Source organism: Xanthomonas prunicola, assembly GCF_002846205.1.
GTDB lineage: Bacteria > Pseudomonadota > Gammaproteobacteria > Xanthomonadales > Xanthomonadaceae > Xanthomonas > Xanthomonas prunicola.
The window spans coordinates 65,129-81,822 of record NZ_PHKV01000008.1; the positions used below are offsets into that span (position 1 = coordinate 65,129).

Sequence of the window (16,694 nt, forward strand, 5' to 3'; positions counted from 1 at the left end):
TCTATGCAGATTCGCCGCTGTGCCACGTTGTTCTTCGAGCTTCGCGACGATGCGACGTTCGATCTTGCTCAATTGCTTGCCGGTGGTGATGGCCTGCGCCGCCGCACCCGTTGGCTCGCGCTCGCGCCCCACCTTGATGCCGAAGTGGAAGTCGCTGCGCATGAGCGTGACTGGCTAAGTCAACTCAGTCCTACGCGCTGGCAGCCTGTCGATTCATTGCAACCGCCGCCGCCCTGGATGGGGCGGTTGCTCGATCAAGGGCTTGCGATCAGCGATCAACCCGAGCACGCAACCCACCGGGAGCACGACGAGCAGGTCCAGCAACAGCGCTGGTGGCCGTTAGCCGCGCTCTGGCATCGTTTTGCACGCTGGAAAGGCGAGGACAGCGTAGCGACAATGGAAGAGCAAGGCCTGACAACTGCCGAGGGGATGGTGGATCGCCTAGGCGCACCGCCCGCTGAAGTCGTGGAGCGTGGCGTAGGAGGTGTTGCTGCACGAATCACGCTGCCGCATGCGATACCTGGCACTTTCGATGAGCTGTTGTCACGCCGGGTGACCTGCCGCAACTTCGATACGCAGCGCGCGCTGTCAGTTGAGTTGTTGAGCCACATGCTCCAACGTAGCGTCATGGCGAGTGCGCGCGTTGCGGTGGGCCACGACACCGCGTTTTTGAAAAAGCCGGTGCCTTCGGGAGGAAGCCTGCATCCCACTGAGACCTATCTGCTGCTTCAGCGCGTCGAGGGCATGCCGAGCGGGATCTATCACTACCGTCCGATCGACCACGCTCTGCAGCCGCTGGACCTGCCGCCTGAGCCGCTGTCGGATCTCGCGCGTCGGGCGCTCTCTGGACAGCACTGGTTTGCCGAAGCACCGGTGCTGCTGATTCTGGTGCCGCGCTTTTTGCGCAGTTTCTGGAAGTATCGAAACCACGCCAAGGCCTATCGCGCGATGATTCTCGACGTTGGCCATATCGCGCAGACGCTCTATCTGAGCGCCACCGACCTGGGGCTGGGAGCGTTCGTGACCTCGGCCATCAACGAGGTGGACATCGAGCAGGCACTGGGCCTGGATGGCCTGCAGGACGGTCCACTGGCCATCTGCGGATTCGGTTGGCGGGCCGAAGAGATGGCCAACACCGAGCTGGATCCCAATGGGGCGGTATGGCAATCCGGTCGCGATCGGGATCGATTCAACGATCTGGAGCAGCACTGACAGATCTCGCGGCGCAGTATCAACGCAGGGCGGCCGTCTTCGAGTTTGTGGCTACCGCACTGACAGCAGTAAAAGCAGCGACGCAAGCGAGTTGCGTTGGCACTGGCTCGGTGGAAACGGCTTCGGTAGATGAGCCGGCGATAGCGCCGCCTGGTCCGGACGTACGCATCGTAAGCGGCATTACTCGCCGCAGCGGCGAGTAATGCCCTGCATGCGTCGCCTACCTTCGAATCGCCTGCGTATGGGTCTTCAAGGCATCGCTCAGGCCGTTGATCTTGTCGGCGCCTTCCGGGACGGTGATGCTGGAGCCTTCCAGATCCGTGCCGATCGGTTGCACGCGGCCACCCAGGCACTGGCTCAGGAAGCTTTCGGTTACTGCGTTGAAGGCCTTGCTGTTTTCCGGGCGGCGGAAGCCGTGGCCTTCGTCGGGGAACAGTACGTAGGTGACCGGAATGTTCTTGGCCTTCATCGCGTTGACGATCTGGTCGCTCTCAGCCTGTTTGACGCGTGGGTCGTTGGCGCCCTGGCCGATCAAGAGCGGCTTGCTGATCTTGTCGACATGGGTGAGCGGGGAGCGTTCGGTCAGCCACTGCTTGCCGGCGGCGGTGGCGGGGTCGCCCATGCGCCGGGTCAGCTGCTTGTAGAAGCTGGCCCAATACGGCGGTACGGTGCCGAGCAAGGTATTGAGATTGGCCGGCCCCACGATGTCCACGCCACATTTGAAAGCGTCCGGGGTAAAGGTCATGCCGACCAGCGTCGCATAGCCGCCGTAGCTGCCACCCATGATGGCGACGTCGTCGGGTTTGGTGACGCCTTGCTTGACCGCCCATTGCACCGCGTCGAGCAGGTCGTCGTGCATCTTGCCGGCCCATTCGCCGTTGCCTGCGTTGGTGAAGGCTTTGCCGAAGCCGGTGGAGCCACGGAAGTTCACCGACAGCACTGCGTAGCCGCGGTTGGCCAGCCATTGCTCGTACGGGCCATAGCCGTAGCTGTCGCGTGCCCACGGGCCGCCATGCACGAACAACACCAACGGCACCGGCTTGTCGGCCTTGCCGTCGTGGTTGGTGTCGGCTTCGGCGGGCAGGGTGAGGTAGCTGACCAGTTTGAGGCCATCGCGTGCGGTCAGTTCCTGCGGCCACATCGGCACCAGCGGTTTGCCATCCAGTGCGGGCCGTGCGGAAAACAGCTTGGTCAACTTGCCACCATCGGCGCGGTCGTAACGGTAGTACGTCAGCGGTGTTTCGGCCGCCGAATAACCGACGATCCAGATGCGGTCGTCGAGCGTGCGTGCGGCAACGCTGGCGTCTCCGCTGCCGAGCGATTTCAGTTTTTGCAGATCTGCGGCAATGCCGTCATCCAGCGGCTTCCATTCTTCGCGCAGGTAGTCGGTGGACACTGCCTGCACCACGCCGGTCTTGGGATCGTTCAAGGTGGCGCCGACATCGGCGCGTGGGTTTTCGAACAGCAGCGTGCGTGCATTGCTGGCGGTGTCGATGGCATACAGCGCTGCGGTATCGCGGTTGCGCGAATCCTGCATGTACAGCGTCCTGCCATCCTCGGTCAGGCCGTCGGGGGTGGTGTTGGTGACATCCTCGAACGGAATGCGGTCCACGCGCTTCCAGCGTTTGCCATCTGGCACAAGTAACTCTCTGCCGGCATCGTCTGTCGCGCGCGTGGCGTAGCGCAGCTGGTAGTCGCCATCGAACAGGTACGCATCCAGGCTGTCGGTGTTCTTCTGCACCAACGTACGCGTGCCGGAGGCCAAGTCCACGCGATACACATCGTGCCACTTGGCATCGCGATCGTTCATACCGACCATGATCGATTCGGGATGCTGCGCGCTGACCCGATATACCTCGGCATTGGTCTTGTTGAACGGGGTGAGATCCTTGCTCCCGCCATCAGCCAGATTGACTGAAAATAGATGGAAATCTTCATCGCCACCGTTGTCGCGCAGATACAGCAGGGTATTCGCTTGATGGGTCCAGAAGTAATTGCGGATACCGCGTGCGGTGTCCTTGGTGATCGCGCGGGCTTGATCTGGCGCATCCATCGGCGCGACCCAGACATTGAGTACGCCCTCCAGCGGTGCCACCCAACTGAGGTACTTGCCGTCCGGGCTGATGCTGACATTGGCTCGCTCGGGGTTGCCGAACAATGCATCGCGGGTGATCAGTTGGGCAGGCGCAGCGGGTGCCGCCGCCGCCGGGGTGGGCGTTGCAGCTTTTTCGGATGCGGGCGCGGGTTTGTCGCTGCAGGCAGACAGCGCGAGCAGCATGCTGGAAACGAGAAGCAGGCGTTGCATGAGGCCTCCGGTGGCACTGCGGCCACGTCGGCCGATGTGCCACGCTAGCGGCAGCCCGCGTACAGACGAACGTGCCGTTGGTCACGCAGCCATGCGTCGTTACGCAGATGCGGACACGAATTCCACCAGCGCTGCACCGTCGGCCACCAGATCGCCTTCGGCCACCAGATATGCCTGGACGGTGCCGTCGCTGGGCGCGTGCAGTGTGTGCTCCATCTTCATGGCTTCCAGCACCACCAGCGCCTGCCCGCGGGTGACCGGCTGGCCCACGGTTGCGGCCAAGGAGACGATGCGGCCGGGCATCGGTGCGGTCAGCCCGCCCGCGTCCTGGGTGGGTTGATCGGCTTCCACCAGCGCATCGTGGTAATGGAAGGTTGCCCGCTGCGTGGCACCGATCAGGGTCAGTGTATTGCCATCACGCAATGCCTGCGCACGCCATTGCCGGCCGTCCATCTCCACCCGCAAGCCAGTGTCGTGCGAGTGGTGGCGCAAGGTGTGCGTTTCGTTTGCGAAGATGACTTGCCAGCCATCGGCATCGCGACGCACATCGAGTTGGCGGCGCTCACCATTTGCTTCCAGAATCACGCGCTGCGCTGCACGCGCACCGATGCGCCAACCATCGTTCTGCTGCCACGGCGAGTGCGGATCGGCCGGATCAACGGCCGCAGCCGGCAACGCATCGGCGATCAAGACCGCCGCCAGACACCACCATGCGCTGTCGGGGCTGTGCGCCTGCGGAAACAGCACGGCATGCTCGCGCTCGATCAGCGCGGTGTCCAGATTCGCCGATGCGAACGACTCGGTCGCAATCAGGCGCGATAGGAATGCACTGTTGGTGGTGACACCCACCGCATGGAACTGCGCTAATGCCGCGCGCATGCGTGCCAATGCAGCGGGGCGATCGGTATCCCAGACGATCAGCTTGGCGATCATCGGGTCGTAGTAAGGGCTGATGGTGTCGCCTTGCTCCACGCCCGCATCGATGCGCACATGCGCGCTGGCGACAGGCAACTGCAGCTGGCGCAGCGTACCGGTGGACGGCAGAAAGCCGCGTTCGGCATCTTCGGCATACAGGCGTGCCTCCAGCGCATGCCCGTGAATGTGCAGCTCGTGCTGCCGACGCGGCAGCCGCGCGCCAGCGGCGACGCGCAATTGCCATTCCACCAGATCGGTGCCGGTGATCAACTCGGTCACCGGATGCTCCACCTGTAGCCGGGTGTTCATTTCCATGAAATAGAAATCGCCGTCCGGGCCAGCGATGAATTCCACGGTGCCGGCACCGACGTAGCCCACGGCCTGCGCCGCGTCCACGGCCGCCTTGCCCATCGCCGCGCGCCGCGCCTGACTCATGCCGGGCGCAGGTGCTTCTTCCAGCACTTTCTGATGGCGGCGCTGCACCGAGCAGTCGCGTTCGAACAGGTACACCACCTCGCCGTGCGTATCGCCGAACACCTGGATTTCGATATGCCGCGGCCGCTCAACATATTTCTCCACCAATACGTGCGCATTGCCGAATGCCGACTGCGCTTCACGCTGACAGCTAGCCAAGGCATCTTCGAAGGCCGCGCTGGCATCCACCCGGCGCATGCCCTTGCCGCCACCACCTGCGCTGGCCTTGATCAACACCGGGTAGCCGATTGCGTCGGCTTGCGCGCGCAAGAAAGCCGGCGCCTGCTCCTCGCCGTGGTAGCCCGGCGTCAGCGGCACGCCGGCACGTTGCATCAGGGCCTTGGCCGCGCTCTTGTCGCCCATTGCGCGAATCGCCGCTGCGGGCGGGCCGATGAAGACGATGCCAGCGTGTGCACAGGCTTCGGCAAACGCTGCGTTTTCCGAAAGAAACCCATAACCCGGATGGATCGCCTGCGCACCCGTTGCGCGTGCCGCTTCCAGAATCGCTTCGCCACGCAGGTAGCTTTGCTGCGCCGGCGACGCACCGATATGGACCGCCTCGTCGGCCAAACGCACATGCCGTGCAGCGCGGTCTGCATCCGAGTACACCGCCACCGTCGCAATGCCGAGGCTGCGGCAGGTTGCGATCACCCGGCAGGCGATCTCACCGCGATTGGCGATCAGGATCTTGTCGAAGGGCGCTTGCGTTGCTGCGGCGATAGGGTCGCGCTGGGTCATCGGATCAGTCTCTGCACGTCGCCGTAGCGGCGGGTCGTCCCACGAAGAAAAACGGCTTGTCTGTTTCACACGTACATCCAGCGGAAGCAGGTCTGTTGCTACACCGCGCTGTGTTGCCCGCAAGCCAGTTGCGCAAACGCCCACGATTGCCGGCACACATACGACGGAACCTCATTGCCGGCCTGTACACCAGCACCACCGCAGCGCGCAGCCCTGAAGCTGCAACGCATGCAACCAAGTTACATGCGAAACACGCCGAACCGCGTTGGTTCGATCGGTGCATTCAAGGCCGCCGACAAGCCCAGGCCAAGCACGCGGCGCGTATCTGCAGGGTCGATGATGCCGTCGTCCCATAGCCGTGCGCTGGCGTAATACGGATGACCTTGCTGCTCGAACTGGGCGCGGATCGGCGCCTTGAACGCATCCTCGTCTTCGCCCGACCACGCGCCGCCCTTGGCTTCGATGCCGTCGCGACGCACCGTGGCCAACACACTGGCCGCTTGTTCGCCGCCCATCACGCCGATGCGCGCGTTTGGCCACATCCACAGAAAATTCGGCGAATAGGCGCGGCCGCACATGCCGTAGTTGCCGGCACCGAACGAGCCGCCGATCACCACGGTGAACTTGGGCACCTTGGCGCAGGCCACCGCCATCACTAGCTTGGCACCGTCCTTGGCGATGCCGCCGTGTTCGTATTTGCGCCCCACCATGAAGCCGGTGATGTTCTGCAGGAAGATCAGCGGAATACCGCGCTGCGTGCATAGCTCGATGAAGTGCGCGCCCTTGAGCGCGGACTCCGAGAACAGGATGCCGTTGTTGGCAATGATGCCGACCGGGTAGCCATGCAGATGTGCAAACCCGGTGACCAGCGTGCTGCCATAGCGCGGTTTGAACTCGTCCAGACGCGAGTCGTCGACGATGCGCGCGATCACTTCGCGCACATCGAAGGGCTTGCGGGTATCGGCCGGAATGACGCCATACAAGTCTTCGGCTGCATAGCGCGGCGGTGATGGTGGCTGCAGTGACAGTGTTGCCGCTGGCTTACGCCAGTTGAGCTGCGCAACGATGGCGCGCACGCGCGCCAGCGCTTGCAGGTCGTTGTCGGCAAAGTGGTCGGCCACACCTGAGATGCGCGTATGCACCTCGGCGCCGCCCAGGTCTTCGGCACTGACTGCTTCGCCAGTGGCTGCCTTGACCAGCGGCGGGCCGCCCAGAAAGATGGTGCCCTGCTCACGCACGATCACCGTTTCATCGCTCATCGCCGGCACATACGCACCGCCAGCAGTACACGACCCCATCACGCACGCGATCTGCGGGATGCCATTGGCCGAGAGGTTGGCCTGGTTGTAGAAGATGCGCCCGAAGTGGTCGCGATCTGGAAACACCTCATCCTGCAATGGCAGGAACGCGCCACCGGAATCGACCAGATAGATGCACGGCAATCGGTTTTGCTGCGCAATTTCCTGCGCCCGCAGATGCTTCTTCACCGTCATCGGGTAATAGGTGCCGCCCTTGACGGTGGCATCATTGGCGACGATCACACATTCCACGCCGGACACGCGGCCGATGCCGGCCACTACACCCGCGCATGGCACCTGATCGTCGTACATGCCATGCGCGGCCAACGGCGCGATTTCCAGTAGCGCGCTGCCCGGATCCAGCAACGCATCGATGCGCTCGCGCACCAGCAACTTGCCGCGCGCAGTGTGCTTGGCGCGTGCCGCCTCGCTGCCGCCACGCGCAGTCTGCGCAAGTGTGTGGCGCAGGTCGTCGATCACCGTACGCATCGCGGCGGCGTTGTGTTGAAAACTCTCGCTGCTGACCTGCAGCTGGCTATCGATCACACTCATGGTGACTCCGTCAGGCGGTGCGTTCGAACAACTCGCGGCCGATCAGCATGCGGCGGATTTCCGAGGTGCCCGCGCCAATTTCGTACAGCTTGGCATCGCGCCACAAACGGCCGGTGGGGTAGTCGTTGATGTAACCGTTGCCGCCGAGCACCTGGATCGCCTGGCCGGTGAGCCAGGTCGCTTTTTCGGCGGCATACAGGATGGCGCCGGCGGCGTCCTGACGGGTGGTGCGCCCGGCATCGCAGGCGCGCGCCACCGCATACACATACGCGCGGCAGGCATTGAGTCCCACGTACATGTCCGCCAGCTTGGCCTGCATCAACTGGAAACTGCCGATCGGCTCGCCAAACTGCTTACGCTCGTGCACGTACGGCAGCACGACATCCATCGCCGCGGCCATCAGCCCGAGCGGGCCGCCCGCCAGCACCACGCGCTCAAAATCCAGCCCGGACATCAGCACGCGCACGCCGCCATTGAGCGTACCCAGCACGTTCTCGGCAGGCACTTCGCAATCGGTGAAGACCAGCTCGCACGTGTTGGAGCCGCGCATGCCCAGCTTGTCCAGCTTCTGTGCGGTGGAAAAGCCTGGCATGCCCTTTTCCACGATGAACGCAGTGATACCGCGCGCGCCAGCGTCCGGGTCGGTCTTGGCGTACACCACCAACACGTCGGCATCCGGGCCGTTGGTGATCCACATCTTGCTGCCGTTGAGCACGAAGCGGTCACCGCGCGCATCGGCGCGTAGTTTCATCGATACCACGTCCGAGCCGGAGCCGGCCTCGCTCATGGCCAGCGCGCCCACATGCTCGCCGCTGCACAGCTGGGGCAAGTAGCGCTGCTTCTGTTCGGGGGTAGCGTTCTTGCGCAGCTGATTGAGGCACAGGTTGGAATGCGCGCCGTACGACAGTCCGATCGCACCGCCGGCGCGCGAGATCTCTTCCATCGCCACCACATGCGCCAGGTAGCCCATGCCGCTGCCGCCGTATGCTTCTTCCACCGTCAGGCCGAGCAGGCCCTGCTCGCCGAACAGGCGCCATAGGTGCGCGGGGAACACGTTATCGTGATCGGCTGCCGCGGCCAGCGGGGCGATATGGTGGCTGGCGAAGGCGGCCACGCTTTCGCGCAGCAGATCGATCTCTTCGCCAAGCTCGAAGTTCAAGGACGGCACATGCATGCAACAACTCCACAGGGATCGGGATGTGCCGGGTGGGAGCGGGCGGGCCGCGCGGCGGATGTGGCCAGACTAGCGGTCCGCAACAAAAAAGTGAACTAAAATTCAACTATTGAATCCAGAATCACACCATGGCTTATCGACGCTCCGCCCTGATGGAAGAACGCCTGGCCGGCAACCGCGAACGCATCCTGCACGCGGCCCGCGTCTTGATTGCCGAAGGCGGCTACCGCAATGCACCGGTAACCGCGGTGGCAGCTGCGGCGGGCGTCTCAACCGGGCAGATTTATCGGCATTTCCCGTCAAAAGCTGACCTTTTCGTGGAAGTTCTCGACGAAGCCGTACAGCGGGAGATGACCATCCTGCGCGCGATCATCGCCACCCAGGCCAGCGCTGCCGAGCGCTTGCGCAGCGCGATCGCCACCTTCGTCCGGCGCGCCTTGGCCGGCCCGGCGCTGGCATACGCCTTTATTGCCGAGCCGGTGGAGAGCGAGGTGGACGCCGAGCGCATCCGTGGCCGGCGCCTGTTCGGCGAGGTCTTTCGCCAGCTGCTTGCCGAGGGCGTGGCGGCTGGGGAATTCCCGCAGCAGTCGCTGGATGCCGCCGCAGCCTGCATCGTCGGCGCGTTTACCGAAGCCTTGGTCGGGCCGATCGCCCCGAGTCGTGGCGATCCGCAACAAGGCGAGCAGCTGGTCGAAGCGATCTGTGGCTTCTGCCTGCGCGCGGTGGGCGCAGCGCCAACGATCCGCTGACAGCGCGCTGACTGGGTACCTCCATGTGCCACTTAGTTGCGTCTAACTGTGCATATACTGTGCACTCATCTTGCCGGAGTCGCGCGATGGTCGCCGTCCTCAACCCCCTGGCCCTGACCGAACGCTTGCGCGTGCCGGACCGGACCATCCTGTCGCCGTCGGCCATGGCCGGCCTGCTAGATCTGTCGCAACAAGAGCTGGCCGAGTTGGCAGGCGTGCACCGCAACAGCCTACGCGTGCATCCGGAAAGCCCGCGCGTGCAGGACCTGCTGCGCAATCTGTCGCGCCTGCTGGTGGCGATGGCGCAGGTGCAGCCGGACGAGCGCCAGGTGGTGTTCCACCTTAAGAACACGCCCATCCCCGCGTTCGAATTCGCCACCTTGCTGGAAGTGGTCAAGCAGGGGCGCACCGATGATGCGCTGACCTATCTGCGCACGGTCGCCGCGGGGGCGGCCGGTTGAAGCTGAGCGCCCCGGCGCACTGCACGCTCTATCGCGCCTTCACTCCGCGCTGGGCCGCCGAACCGCTGAGCGGCGCAGGTGCGGCGCGCTCGGGCGGCCGCTTCAATCGCTTCGGCCAGCCGGCGTTGTATTTGTCGCTGCAACTGGAAACCGCTGCCGCCGAATATGCACAGGCCGCCCCGTTCCTGCCGCCATTGACGCTGGTCAGTTATGCCGCCGATCTGCCGGCGCTTGCTGATCTGCGTCTGCTCGACGCCAGCTGGGATGCGTTGTGGGCCGACTGGGCTGACGACTGGCGCAAGGCGCTGGTCAACAAGATCGAACCAGTGAGCTGGGTGCTCGGTGACCTGCTGCGCGAAGCAGAGATCCCCGGCGTGATCTTCCCGAGCATGGCGCGGCCCGAAGGCGTCAACGTGGTGCTGTTTCTGGACATGCTCCAGCCCGAGCGCGTGCTGCAGGTGCTCGACGATGGCCGTCTGCCGCGCGATGGCCGTAGTTGGGGCGATCCGCCGACGGTGGTGTAATTGGGGGCGCGCCGACGGGTACGCACCACGTGCAGAGCGCATCACTCGACATCGGTATCGTGAACGTCACGGCACGTGCTTGCGGCGAAAACTCACTGCGCAGCGAAGAGGATCTCAACCCTAGCGCTGCATCAGACGCGTGTCGCCATCCAGAAACGCCACTGACGGAAACCGGCGCATGCGTTCATTGATGATCAAGGTCATCGCATCTCGCGTTAGCTCGGCGATCCCGTCCGCCAGTGATGCGTGCTCTTCATCCTGGTCATTGCCGCTGGATAAGCATGCCAACGCATGCAGTACATCGCCGACGTGCCACCACCCAGTTTCAACCCACCAACACCTGCACCACACCTGCTAGCACCGGCGCGGCCACCGCGGCCGGCACGATCGCGCCACGCCGATACGGCAACAGCCACAGCGACAGCACCGCTGCAGCCGCGGTCAACGTGCCCAGCCACAGCACCGGGCCGATGCCCCAGCCCTGCGCATGCACCGCCAAGCCGAACGTCAGCAATAGCAAGAACCAACCCAGCACACGCAGTTGCCGTGAGCGTGCAGCGCCCAACAGGCGGCCGCGCAACTCCTGCTGATGCTTGTCCATCGCCAGGCACAGCGCAGCAAAGCCGGAAAAATTCAGTGCCAGCAATAGCAGCACGCTCATGCGCTTTCCTGGATCGGCGCGGTGTGCTGCACAGGCGTTGCGGCAGCGGCACGGACGCGCCGCGCCGACGCAGGCTGCGGTGCCTTCCAGCGCTGCAGGCGAAAGCCGGCAATGCCCAGGCAGAGACCAAGAAACAGGCAGACTAGATCGACGCCCGCCAGCGCCCATTGCCCGGCCGGCAGCGTCACGCCTAGATGCTTATCGGTGGTGATCGCATTGAGCACCGGCACCAGTGCGAACAACGCTGCGCCCAGATACAACTGCCAACTCCACATCGTACGCCGCGGCCACACGAATGCGGCCAGCAGCGCCGTGGCCCACGCAGCGAAAAACAGATTGGCCTCCATCGCTGCGCGGGCTTCCAGGTTCACCGGCAACACGCGGTTGGCCCAGAAGAAACTGGCGAAGGCGATCGGCAAACCGGCCACCGTGCCGATGTTGAGTGCGTCCACCAGGCGCAGGCCGAAGCCGATGCGTCCGGCTTTCAGATGCTTGGGGCGTTCTTTCACAGCCCACATCACCACACCGCTGGCCACCATCAGGCAGCCAAGCAGGCCAGAGCCGAAGAACAATGCGCGTAGCCATGCACCGGCGAAGTGGGCCAGATGCAGTCCTACCATCACACCGCGCGTCTGGCTGGCACCGCCCGGCGGGCCGCTGCGTTGCAGGCGCTCGCCATTCACTGCATCGAACAGGATGGACGGCGCATCGGTGGAGAGGTGTTCGGCCAACTGACTTACGCCCACGGCGGCATGCGCATCATTGGGAAAGGACACCGCCACGCTGCCTACATCGCCGCCGCGCCAGTCGCTGCGCGCACGTGCCACGAACTGTTCCAGCGGCAGCATGTGCGCCGGTACCCCGGCCGCCTTACGCGTATCGGCCACACGATTGGCCGCCTCGTCGTAGAAGCGCATTTCATCGCCTGCATAGCGCGCCTTGATGCCCCACGGCAGGTACATAAACATCAAGGTCACGATGCCGGTGTAAGTAATCATCGCGTGGTACGGCAACGCGGTCACTGCGCTGACGTTGTGGAAGTCCAGCCATGACCGCAACCCCTTGCCCGGGCGGAAGGTAAAGAAGTCCTTGAAGATTTTCTTGTGCGTGATCACCCCGCTGATGATCGCTATCAGCATGAACATCGCGCAAAAACCCACGATATAGCGCGCCCACACCACCGGCACATAATGCAGATCGAAATGCAGCCGGTAGAAGAATTCGCCGCCCAGCGTGTCGCGAGCGGCGATGTCCTTGCCGGTGGCCGGGTCGATGATGGCGTTGCCATACATCTGTCGGCGGCTGGCCGGTTTGCCGTCGGCTGGCGCAGGGTTTTGCCAGTACATGCTCACCACCGGAGTGCGCGTGTCCGGCAAGGTAATGTTCCAGCTCACTGCATCGGCTGCGTGTGTTTGCAGATACTGCTCGGCGCTGCGCAGCGCAATGGCGGTGCTCACCGTGGTGGTGGGCAGTTCCGGGCGCATCCAGCGGCTGATTTCGTCGCGGTAATAACTGGCGGTGCCGCCCATGAAGATCAGCAGCAAGACCCAGCCGACCAGCAGCCCGGTCCAGGTGTGCAGCCACGCCATCGACTGGCGAAATCCCTGTTTCATGCCACGCTCCGTTGCAGCCACGCGGCCAGCGCAAACATCAGCGCCGCTGGCACCGCAATGCCGGCCCACGCACGCCACACGCTGGCGGTGGCGAACGCCCAAAGCGGCGCACACGCGCACACCACGATGCCGATCAGCATGCTGGTCAACACCGCTTCACTGCGCGGCATCGGCAATACCAGCGCCAACAACAGATTGGTTGCGCTGGCGAGCGCGTAGCCGCCGAAGATTGCTGCGAGCGTGCGCGCAAGCACTCCGAGCCAGGGGCGCTTGAACCAGGGCTGCGGCAAGGACGATGCGCTGGACATCAAGCGACCTGCGCGCGCGCGCGCGTTGAAGCAGGCGACCTGCCGCAGCGCGCAGTTGCCAGACCGGCATCGTCAGCAAACGCAATCGGCCCGCACGCGTGACGCCCGAAGCGCAACCGACGTGTCGCTCCTGCCGCGAGTTGGCACCGGCCACGCCCGGTCGACGATTGCGCGGGAGCAGTGTCGACCACGCTTACTCGGCCAGGAACGTCAGCGTGCTGATGTGATGCACCATCGACACCTGCTTGCCAGCGATCTCGCGCTTCACCGGTTCCTTGTTGGCAGCGACGAGAATGTGGCGGCCGGCACGCAGCTTGGGCAGGGTTACCTGGCCGTTGGCATCGGAGGTCAGCGTCTTCTGCCACTTCTGCGGATCGATCACTGTCACTTCCACCTTGGGCAGCGGCTTGTTGCGATAAAGCACGGTCAGCGTGTTGCTGTTGGCTGCGGTGGGGACCAGTTCGAAATCGAGCTTTGCTGCCGGGGTGGTACGGCCGGCGCGTGCGTAGTAGCTCACCGTCTCGAAACCGCCGGCTTCCCCCTTCCAAGGTTCAAACACGCTGTCGTCGCTCAACCAGGCATCGCCGCTGCCAGCCAAGGGCGCGGTCAGGAACTCGGTGCCGCGCTGCAGTGGACCGGCATTGCCGGCAGTGCCGAACACCTTTGGCTTGACCACGCGCTTGATCTCGTCTTCGCCGTGGTCCAGCGCTTCCTGCGCTGGCTCGCCGAAGAAGATGCGCACCGGACCACTGCTGTCGCGTTCGATCCAGATTTCGTGGGCCTGGGCAGACAAACTGATGCTGGCCAAAGCCAAGCATGACAGTAGGAAGGATTTCATCGCGGCGACTCCTCAAAGGCTGGACCGGTGAGGCGAGCACCGCGCCACCGTGTTGTTGGGAATGATACGCAATTCCCACAACGGAGACCAATGGGCCGCATGCGGCGCTGCGGCAATTCTCCAACCGACGCGATCATGTGTGCGGACGGAAGCATCGGCGCACCGGGGGCGTAGCGCACATCGCTGCGAAAACTGTCATGCAGGCTGGTCAGACTGGCCTGAACTGTGCTCTATACTCCGGCGCTAGCAGAGGTCTTCGACCAACAGCCAGGGGTGAGCGCGTGCGGAATTACGACCTCGAGTTCCTGAAAAAATTCTCGATGGTGATCGGTTTACTAGTGGTGATCACCCTGGGCCTAATCGCCCTGGCAGCATATTTGCAACGCGCTATCCCCGACGAAGTCTCGCCCACTGCCGCCAAACGCGTCCTGCAACGCATCGCGCCTGCGGGTGCGGTCTATGCCGGCGCCACTGGCGCGTCCGCTCAGGCTGCAGCACAGGCCGCAGCGCTGGCCAAGGCCGCCTCGCAGTCCGCTTACGGCGGCACGACCGATGGCAAGACCATCTTCAACAATCTGTGCACCGCCTGCCACACCACGGGCGTGGGCAAGGCGCCGACGCTGGACCATTCGCATTGGGATGCGCGTATCGCACAGGGCAAGGACACCTTGTACAAGCACGCCATCGAGGGCTACGCGGGCCCGGATGGCGGCATCATGCCCCCCAAGGGCGGCAACCCGGGGCTGACCGAAGAGCAGGTGCGTGCCACCGTCGATTGGATGCTGGGGAACCTGAAGTAAGGTCCTGGCGAGTGGTTGGGGGCTGTGGCTGCGGTGTGACGACTGACGCGGCTCGTCGTGCGCCTAGTCCGTTGTCATCGAATGCGCCGCGTGCAGATCGTGGCGCGGGCACGAACAGCGCGGCACCAACGCAATGCACTAGCCGTATCTGGTGTTTATAGCAGGCGCGCCTGGCGGTCATTGACCATGGTTTGTTAGCCTGCCTCCGCGCTTTCCGTTATCACGCGCCGCCCTCTCGGGCGGCGTTTGCGTTTGATCCACCTCTTTGGAGTCGTTCGATGTCGCATCGCCCGCTGGTTGTGCTCGGTTTCGTTTGTCTGTTGGCTCCGTTGCTCTGCAGCGCTGCCGACGGTGCAGCGCAACGGCTCTCGATTGCCGATGTGCAAGGGGAGGACAGCCGCAGCCCGTACGATGGCCGCATGGTCGAGGTGGAAGGCATCATCACCGCCGACACGCGCGTGGGGTTGGCCGGCCTGTTCGTGCAGCAACCCGGTTTCGAACCGCGGCGCTCGCATGGTCTATTCGTCACCGGTGCGGGAAATGCCGAGCTGGCGGTCGGCGACCGCGTGCGCATCGTCGGCACCGTGCGCGAGGTCTCGGCAGGCGGCGAGGCGAGCCTGACCACGGTGGACGCCAGCAGCATCGAGCGGCTCGCCAGTGGACAACCGGTCCCGCTGCGTATGCTCAGCGGCCCGCCGGCCAATTGGGAAGCGCTCGAAGGCGAACACGTGCGCATCGCCGCGCTCACGCTCAATGGCAGCGACCGCCTCGACACGTACGGCGAATTGGTCGCCGCGTTCGGTGGGCGCCTGTGGCAGCCAAGCGAAGTGGCCGTAGCCGGCACGCCGGCATTCGCGCAGGTGGAGGCCGACAACGCACGCCGTCGCGTGCTGCTGGACGATGCGCGCAACGGTCGCAGCCCCAAGACAGTGTCGTATCTGCCGGCCGATCCGGTGCTGCGCAGCGGCAGCCTGCTCAAATCGGTGGATGGCATCGTCGATCAACGCTACGACGGCAACTACCGGATCCAGGTGCTGAGCCCGCTGACCTTGCCGGCGATGCCGACCGCCGTTGCGCCGCAGGTGGGTGGCGATCTGCGCATCGCTTCGTTCAACCTGGAGAATTTCTTCAACGGCAATGGCCGCGGCGGTGGCTTCCCGACCAAGCGCGGTGCACGCACGCACGAACAGTTCCAGGCGCAGCTGGCCAAGCTGGTCGCCACCATCGTGCCGCTGGGCGCCGATGTGGCCGCACTGATGGAACTGGAAAACGACGGCAATGGTGCCGATGCGGCCGTTGCGCAGTTGGTGGCCGCGCTCAACGCTGCCGGCAAGGACAAGGATTGGCAGTTCATCGATACCGGCAGCGGCCCGGGCGCCGATGCGATCCGGGTCGGCATCGTGTATCGCAGTTCGCAGGTCACCCCGGTCGGCAAGTCGGCCACGCTGACCGGCGGGCCGTTCGACAATCACAGCCGCGTGCCGCTGGCGCAGGCGTTCCGTAGCACGCGCGGGGCCACCTTCGTGGTGGTCGCCAATCACTTCAAGTCCAAGGGCTGCGGTAACGCCAGCGGTGCCGATGCCGATCAGCAGGACGGCCAGGCCTGCTGGAACGCCACCCGTACCGAATCGGCCAAGCGGTTACACCAATGGCTGCAGACCGACCCCACCGGCGCGCAGACCAAGCTCGCCGTGCTGCTGGGCGACTTCAATGCCTATGCGATGGAAACGCCGATGCGCAGCCTGCGCGCCAGTGGCTGGCAAGACGCGTTTGCAGTGGCCGGGGTGAAGCAGCCTTACAGCTTCGTTTACGACGGCATGAGTGGGCGGCTGGATCACGCGCTGCTCAGCCCGGCGATGGCCAAGCAACTCCGTGGCGCGGTCGAATGGCATGTCAATGCCGATGTCATGGACGCCGCTGGCTATGCCAAGCGCAACCTGCCCGGGCCGTGGCGCAGCTCCGATCACGACCCAGTGTTGCTGGGCTTTTCGTTGTAGCACCCATCGGTCATCACCTGCATGCGCGTGTTCACAACCTGCCCGTGCAAGCGGCTCCGGCAAACGTCGCTGTAG

The 16,694-nt window shown here is 64.3% G+C and carries 14 protein-coding genes; 6 read left to right on the plus strand and 8 right to left on the minus strand.

The features are described 5' to 3' along the window. Nucleotides 1–3 precede the first annotated feature (3 nt). The gene (locus XpruCFBP8353_RS18670; protein WP_101364552.1) at nt 4–1,212 is read left to right on the plus strand and encodes a putative peptide maturation dehydrogenase; all 1,209 of its coding nucleotides are present in this window, start codon (nt 4–6) and stop codon (nt 1,210–1,212) included. 220 nt (nt 1,213–1,432) lie between these two features. On the opposite strand, the gene XpruCFBP8353_RS18675 is transcribed toward XpruCFBP8353_RS18670, so the two are convergent. The 4 genes from XpruCFBP8353_RS18675 to XpruCFBP8353_RS18690 form a co-directional block, all read right to left on the minus strand. Next, nucleotides 1,433–3,517, minus strand: coding sequence for a S9 family peptidase (locus XpruCFBP8353_RS18675; protein WP_101364553.1), 2,085 nt, complete (start codon nt 3,515–3,517; stop codon nt 1,433–1,435). Nucleotides 3,518–3,616: 99 nt separating this feature from the next. Further along, entirely contained in the window at nt 3,617–5,644 is a 2,028-nt protein-coding gene (locus XpruCFBP8353_RS18680; protein WP_101364554.1) for an acetyl/propionyl/methylcrotonyl-CoA carboxylase subunit alpha, read from the minus strand. A 239-nt stretch (nt 5,645–5,883) separates the two neighbouring features. After that, a complete protein-coding gene (locus XpruCFBP8353_RS18685) occupies nt 5,884–7,494 on the minus strand; it encodes a carboxyl transferase domain-containing protein (RefSeq protein ID WP_101364555.1) in 1,611 nt (536 codons plus the stop codon). Between the two features lie 10 nt (nt 7,495–7,504). Further along, nucleotides 7,505–8,668, minus strand: coding sequence for an isovaleryl-CoA dehydrogenase (locus XpruCFBP8353_RS18690; protein WP_101364556.1), 1,164 nt, complete (start codon nt 8,666–8,668; stop codon nt 7,505–7,507). Between the two features lie 128 nt (nt 8,669–8,796). On the opposite strand from XpruCFBP8353_RS18690, the gene XpruCFBP8353_RS18695 reads away from it, so the two are divergent. The 3 genes from XpruCFBP8353_RS18695 (at nt 8,797) to XpruCFBP8353_RS18705 (ending at nt 10,402) form a co-directional block, all read left to right on the plus strand. Continuing rightward, on the plus strand, nt 8,797–9,417 hold the full coding sequence (locus XpruCFBP8353_RS18695; protein WP_101364557.1) for a TetR/AcrR family transcriptional regulator: 621 nt from the start codon (nt 8,797–8,799) through the stop codon (nt 9,415–9,417). Between the two features lie 86 nt (nt 9,418–9,503). After that, nucleotides 9,504–9,878 (plus strand): hypothetical protein, encoded by a 375-nt coding sequence (locus XpruCFBP8353_RS18700; protein ID WP_017156918.1) that lies wholly within the window; start codon nt 9,504–9,506, stop codon nt 9,876–9,878. Further along, nucleotides 9,875–10,402: an RES family NAD+ phosphorylase gene (locus XpruCFBP8353_RS18705; RefSeq protein WP_101364559.1), complete on the plus strand. Its 528-nt coding sequence runs from the start codon at nt 9,875–9,877 to the stop codon at nt 10,400–10,402. Before XpruCFBP8353_RS18700 ends, XpruCFBP8353_RS18705 begins: the two co-directional genes overlap by 4 nt. Nucleotides 10,403–10,727: 325 nt before the next feature. Here XpruCFBP8353_RS18705 and XpruCFBP8353_RS18710 read toward each other — a convergent pair whose 3' ends face one another. The 4 genes from XpruCFBP8353_RS18710 to XpruCFBP8353_RS18725 form a co-directional block, all read right to left on the minus strand. Further along, nucleotides 10,728–11,063 (minus strand): DUF3325 domain-containing protein, encoded by a 336-nt coding sequence (locus tag XpruCFBP8353_RS18710; protein ID WP_101364560.1) that lies wholly within the window; start codon nt 11,061–11,063, stop codon nt 10,728–10,730. After that, on the minus strand, nt 11,060–12,676 hold the full coding sequence (locus tag XpruCFBP8353_RS18715) for a PepSY-associated TM helix domain-containing protein (protein WP_101364561.1): 1,617 nt from the start codon (nt 12,674–12,676) through the stop codon (nt 11,060–11,062). Before XpruCFBP8353_RS18715 ends, XpruCFBP8353_RS18710 begins: the two co-directional genes overlap by 4 nt. Next, nucleotides 12,673–12,984 carry a DUF3649 domain-containing protein gene (locus XpruCFBP8353_RS18720; RefSeq protein WP_101364562.1) on the minus strand — a complete coding sequence of 104 codons (312 nt, stop codon included), beginning with the start codon at nt 12,982–12,984 and terminating at the stop codon, nt 12,673–12,675. The genes XpruCFBP8353_RS18715 and XpruCFBP8353_RS18720 overlap by 4 nt, the downstream gene beginning before the upstream one ends. Before the next feature lie 193 nt (nt 12,985–13,177). Then, nucleotides 13,178–13,822, minus strand: coding sequence for a DUF4198 domain-containing protein (locus XpruCFBP8353_RS18725; protein ID WP_101364563.1), 645 nt, complete (start codon nt 13,820–13,822; stop codon nt 13,178–13,180). 281 nt (nt 13,823–14,103) lie between these two features. On the opposite strand from XpruCFBP8353_RS18725, the gene XpruCFBP8353_RS18730 reads away from it, so the two are divergent. Next, nucleotides 14,104–14,622: a c-type cytochrome gene (locus XpruCFBP8353_RS18730; protein ID WP_101364564.1), complete on the plus strand. Its 519-nt coding sequence runs from the start codon at nt 14,104–14,106 to the stop codon at nt 14,620–14,622. A 278-nt stretch (nt 14,623–14,900) separates the two neighbouring features. Continuing rightward, nucleotides 14,901–16,619, plus strand: coding sequence for an ExeM/NucH family extracellular endonuclease (locus XpruCFBP8353_RS18735; protein WP_101364565.1), 1,719 nt, complete (start codon nt 14,901–14,903; stop codon nt 16,617–16,619). Nucleotides 16,620–16,694 lie beyond the last annotated feature (75 nt).

Coding starts and splice junctions, on each gene's coding strand:
- XpruCFBP8353_RS18700 (WP_017156918.1), top strand. CDS start 9,504: ATGGTCGCCGTCCTCAACCCCCTGGCCCTGACCGAACGCTTGCGCGTG.
- XpruCFBP8353_RS18735 (WP_101364565.1), top strand. CDS start 14,901: ATGTCGCATCGCCCGCTGGTTGTGCTCGGTTTCGTTTGTCTGTTGGCT.
- XpruCFBP8353_RS18690 (WP_101364556.1), bottom strand. CDS start 8,668: ATGCATGTGCCGTCCTTGAACTTCGAGCTTGGCGAAGAGATCGATCTG.
- XpruCFBP8353_RS18675 (WP_101364553.1), bottom strand. CDS start 3,517: ATGCAACGCCTGCTTCTCGTTTCCAGCATGCTGCTCGCGCTGTCTGCC.
- XpruCFBP8353_RS18725 (WP_101364563.1), bottom strand. CDS start 13,822: ATGAAATCCTTCCTACTGTCATGCTTGGCTTTGGCCAGCATCAGTTTG.
- XpruCFBP8353_RS18695 (WP_101364557.1), top strand. CDS start 8,797: ATGGCTTATCGACGCTCCGCCCTGATGGAAGAACGCCTGGCCGGCAAC.
- XpruCFBP8353_RS18680 (WP_101364554.1), bottom strand. CDS start 5,644: ATGACCCAGCGCGACCCTATCGCCGCAGCAACGCAAGCGCCCTTCGAC.
- XpruCFBP8353_RS18720 (WP_101364562.1), bottom strand. CDS start 12,984: ATGTCCAGCGCATCGTCCTTGCCGCAGCCCTGGTTCAAGCGCCCCTGG.
- XpruCFBP8353_RS18710 (WP_101364560.1), bottom strand. CDS start 11,063: ATGAGCGTGCTGCTATTGCTGGCACTGAATTTTTCCGGCTTTGCTGCG.
- XpruCFBP8353_RS18670 (WP_101364552.1), top strand. CDS start 4: ATGCAGATTCGCCGCTGTGCCACGTTGTTCTTCGAGCTTCGCGACGAT.
- XpruCFBP8353_RS18685 (WP_101364555.1), bottom strand. CDS start 7,494: ATGAGTGTGATCGATAGCCAGCTGCAGGTCAGCAGCGAGAGTTTTCAA.
- XpruCFBP8353_RS18715 (WP_101364561.1), bottom strand. CDS start 12,676: ATGAAACAGGGATTTCGCCAGTCGATGGCGTGGCTGCACACCTGGACC.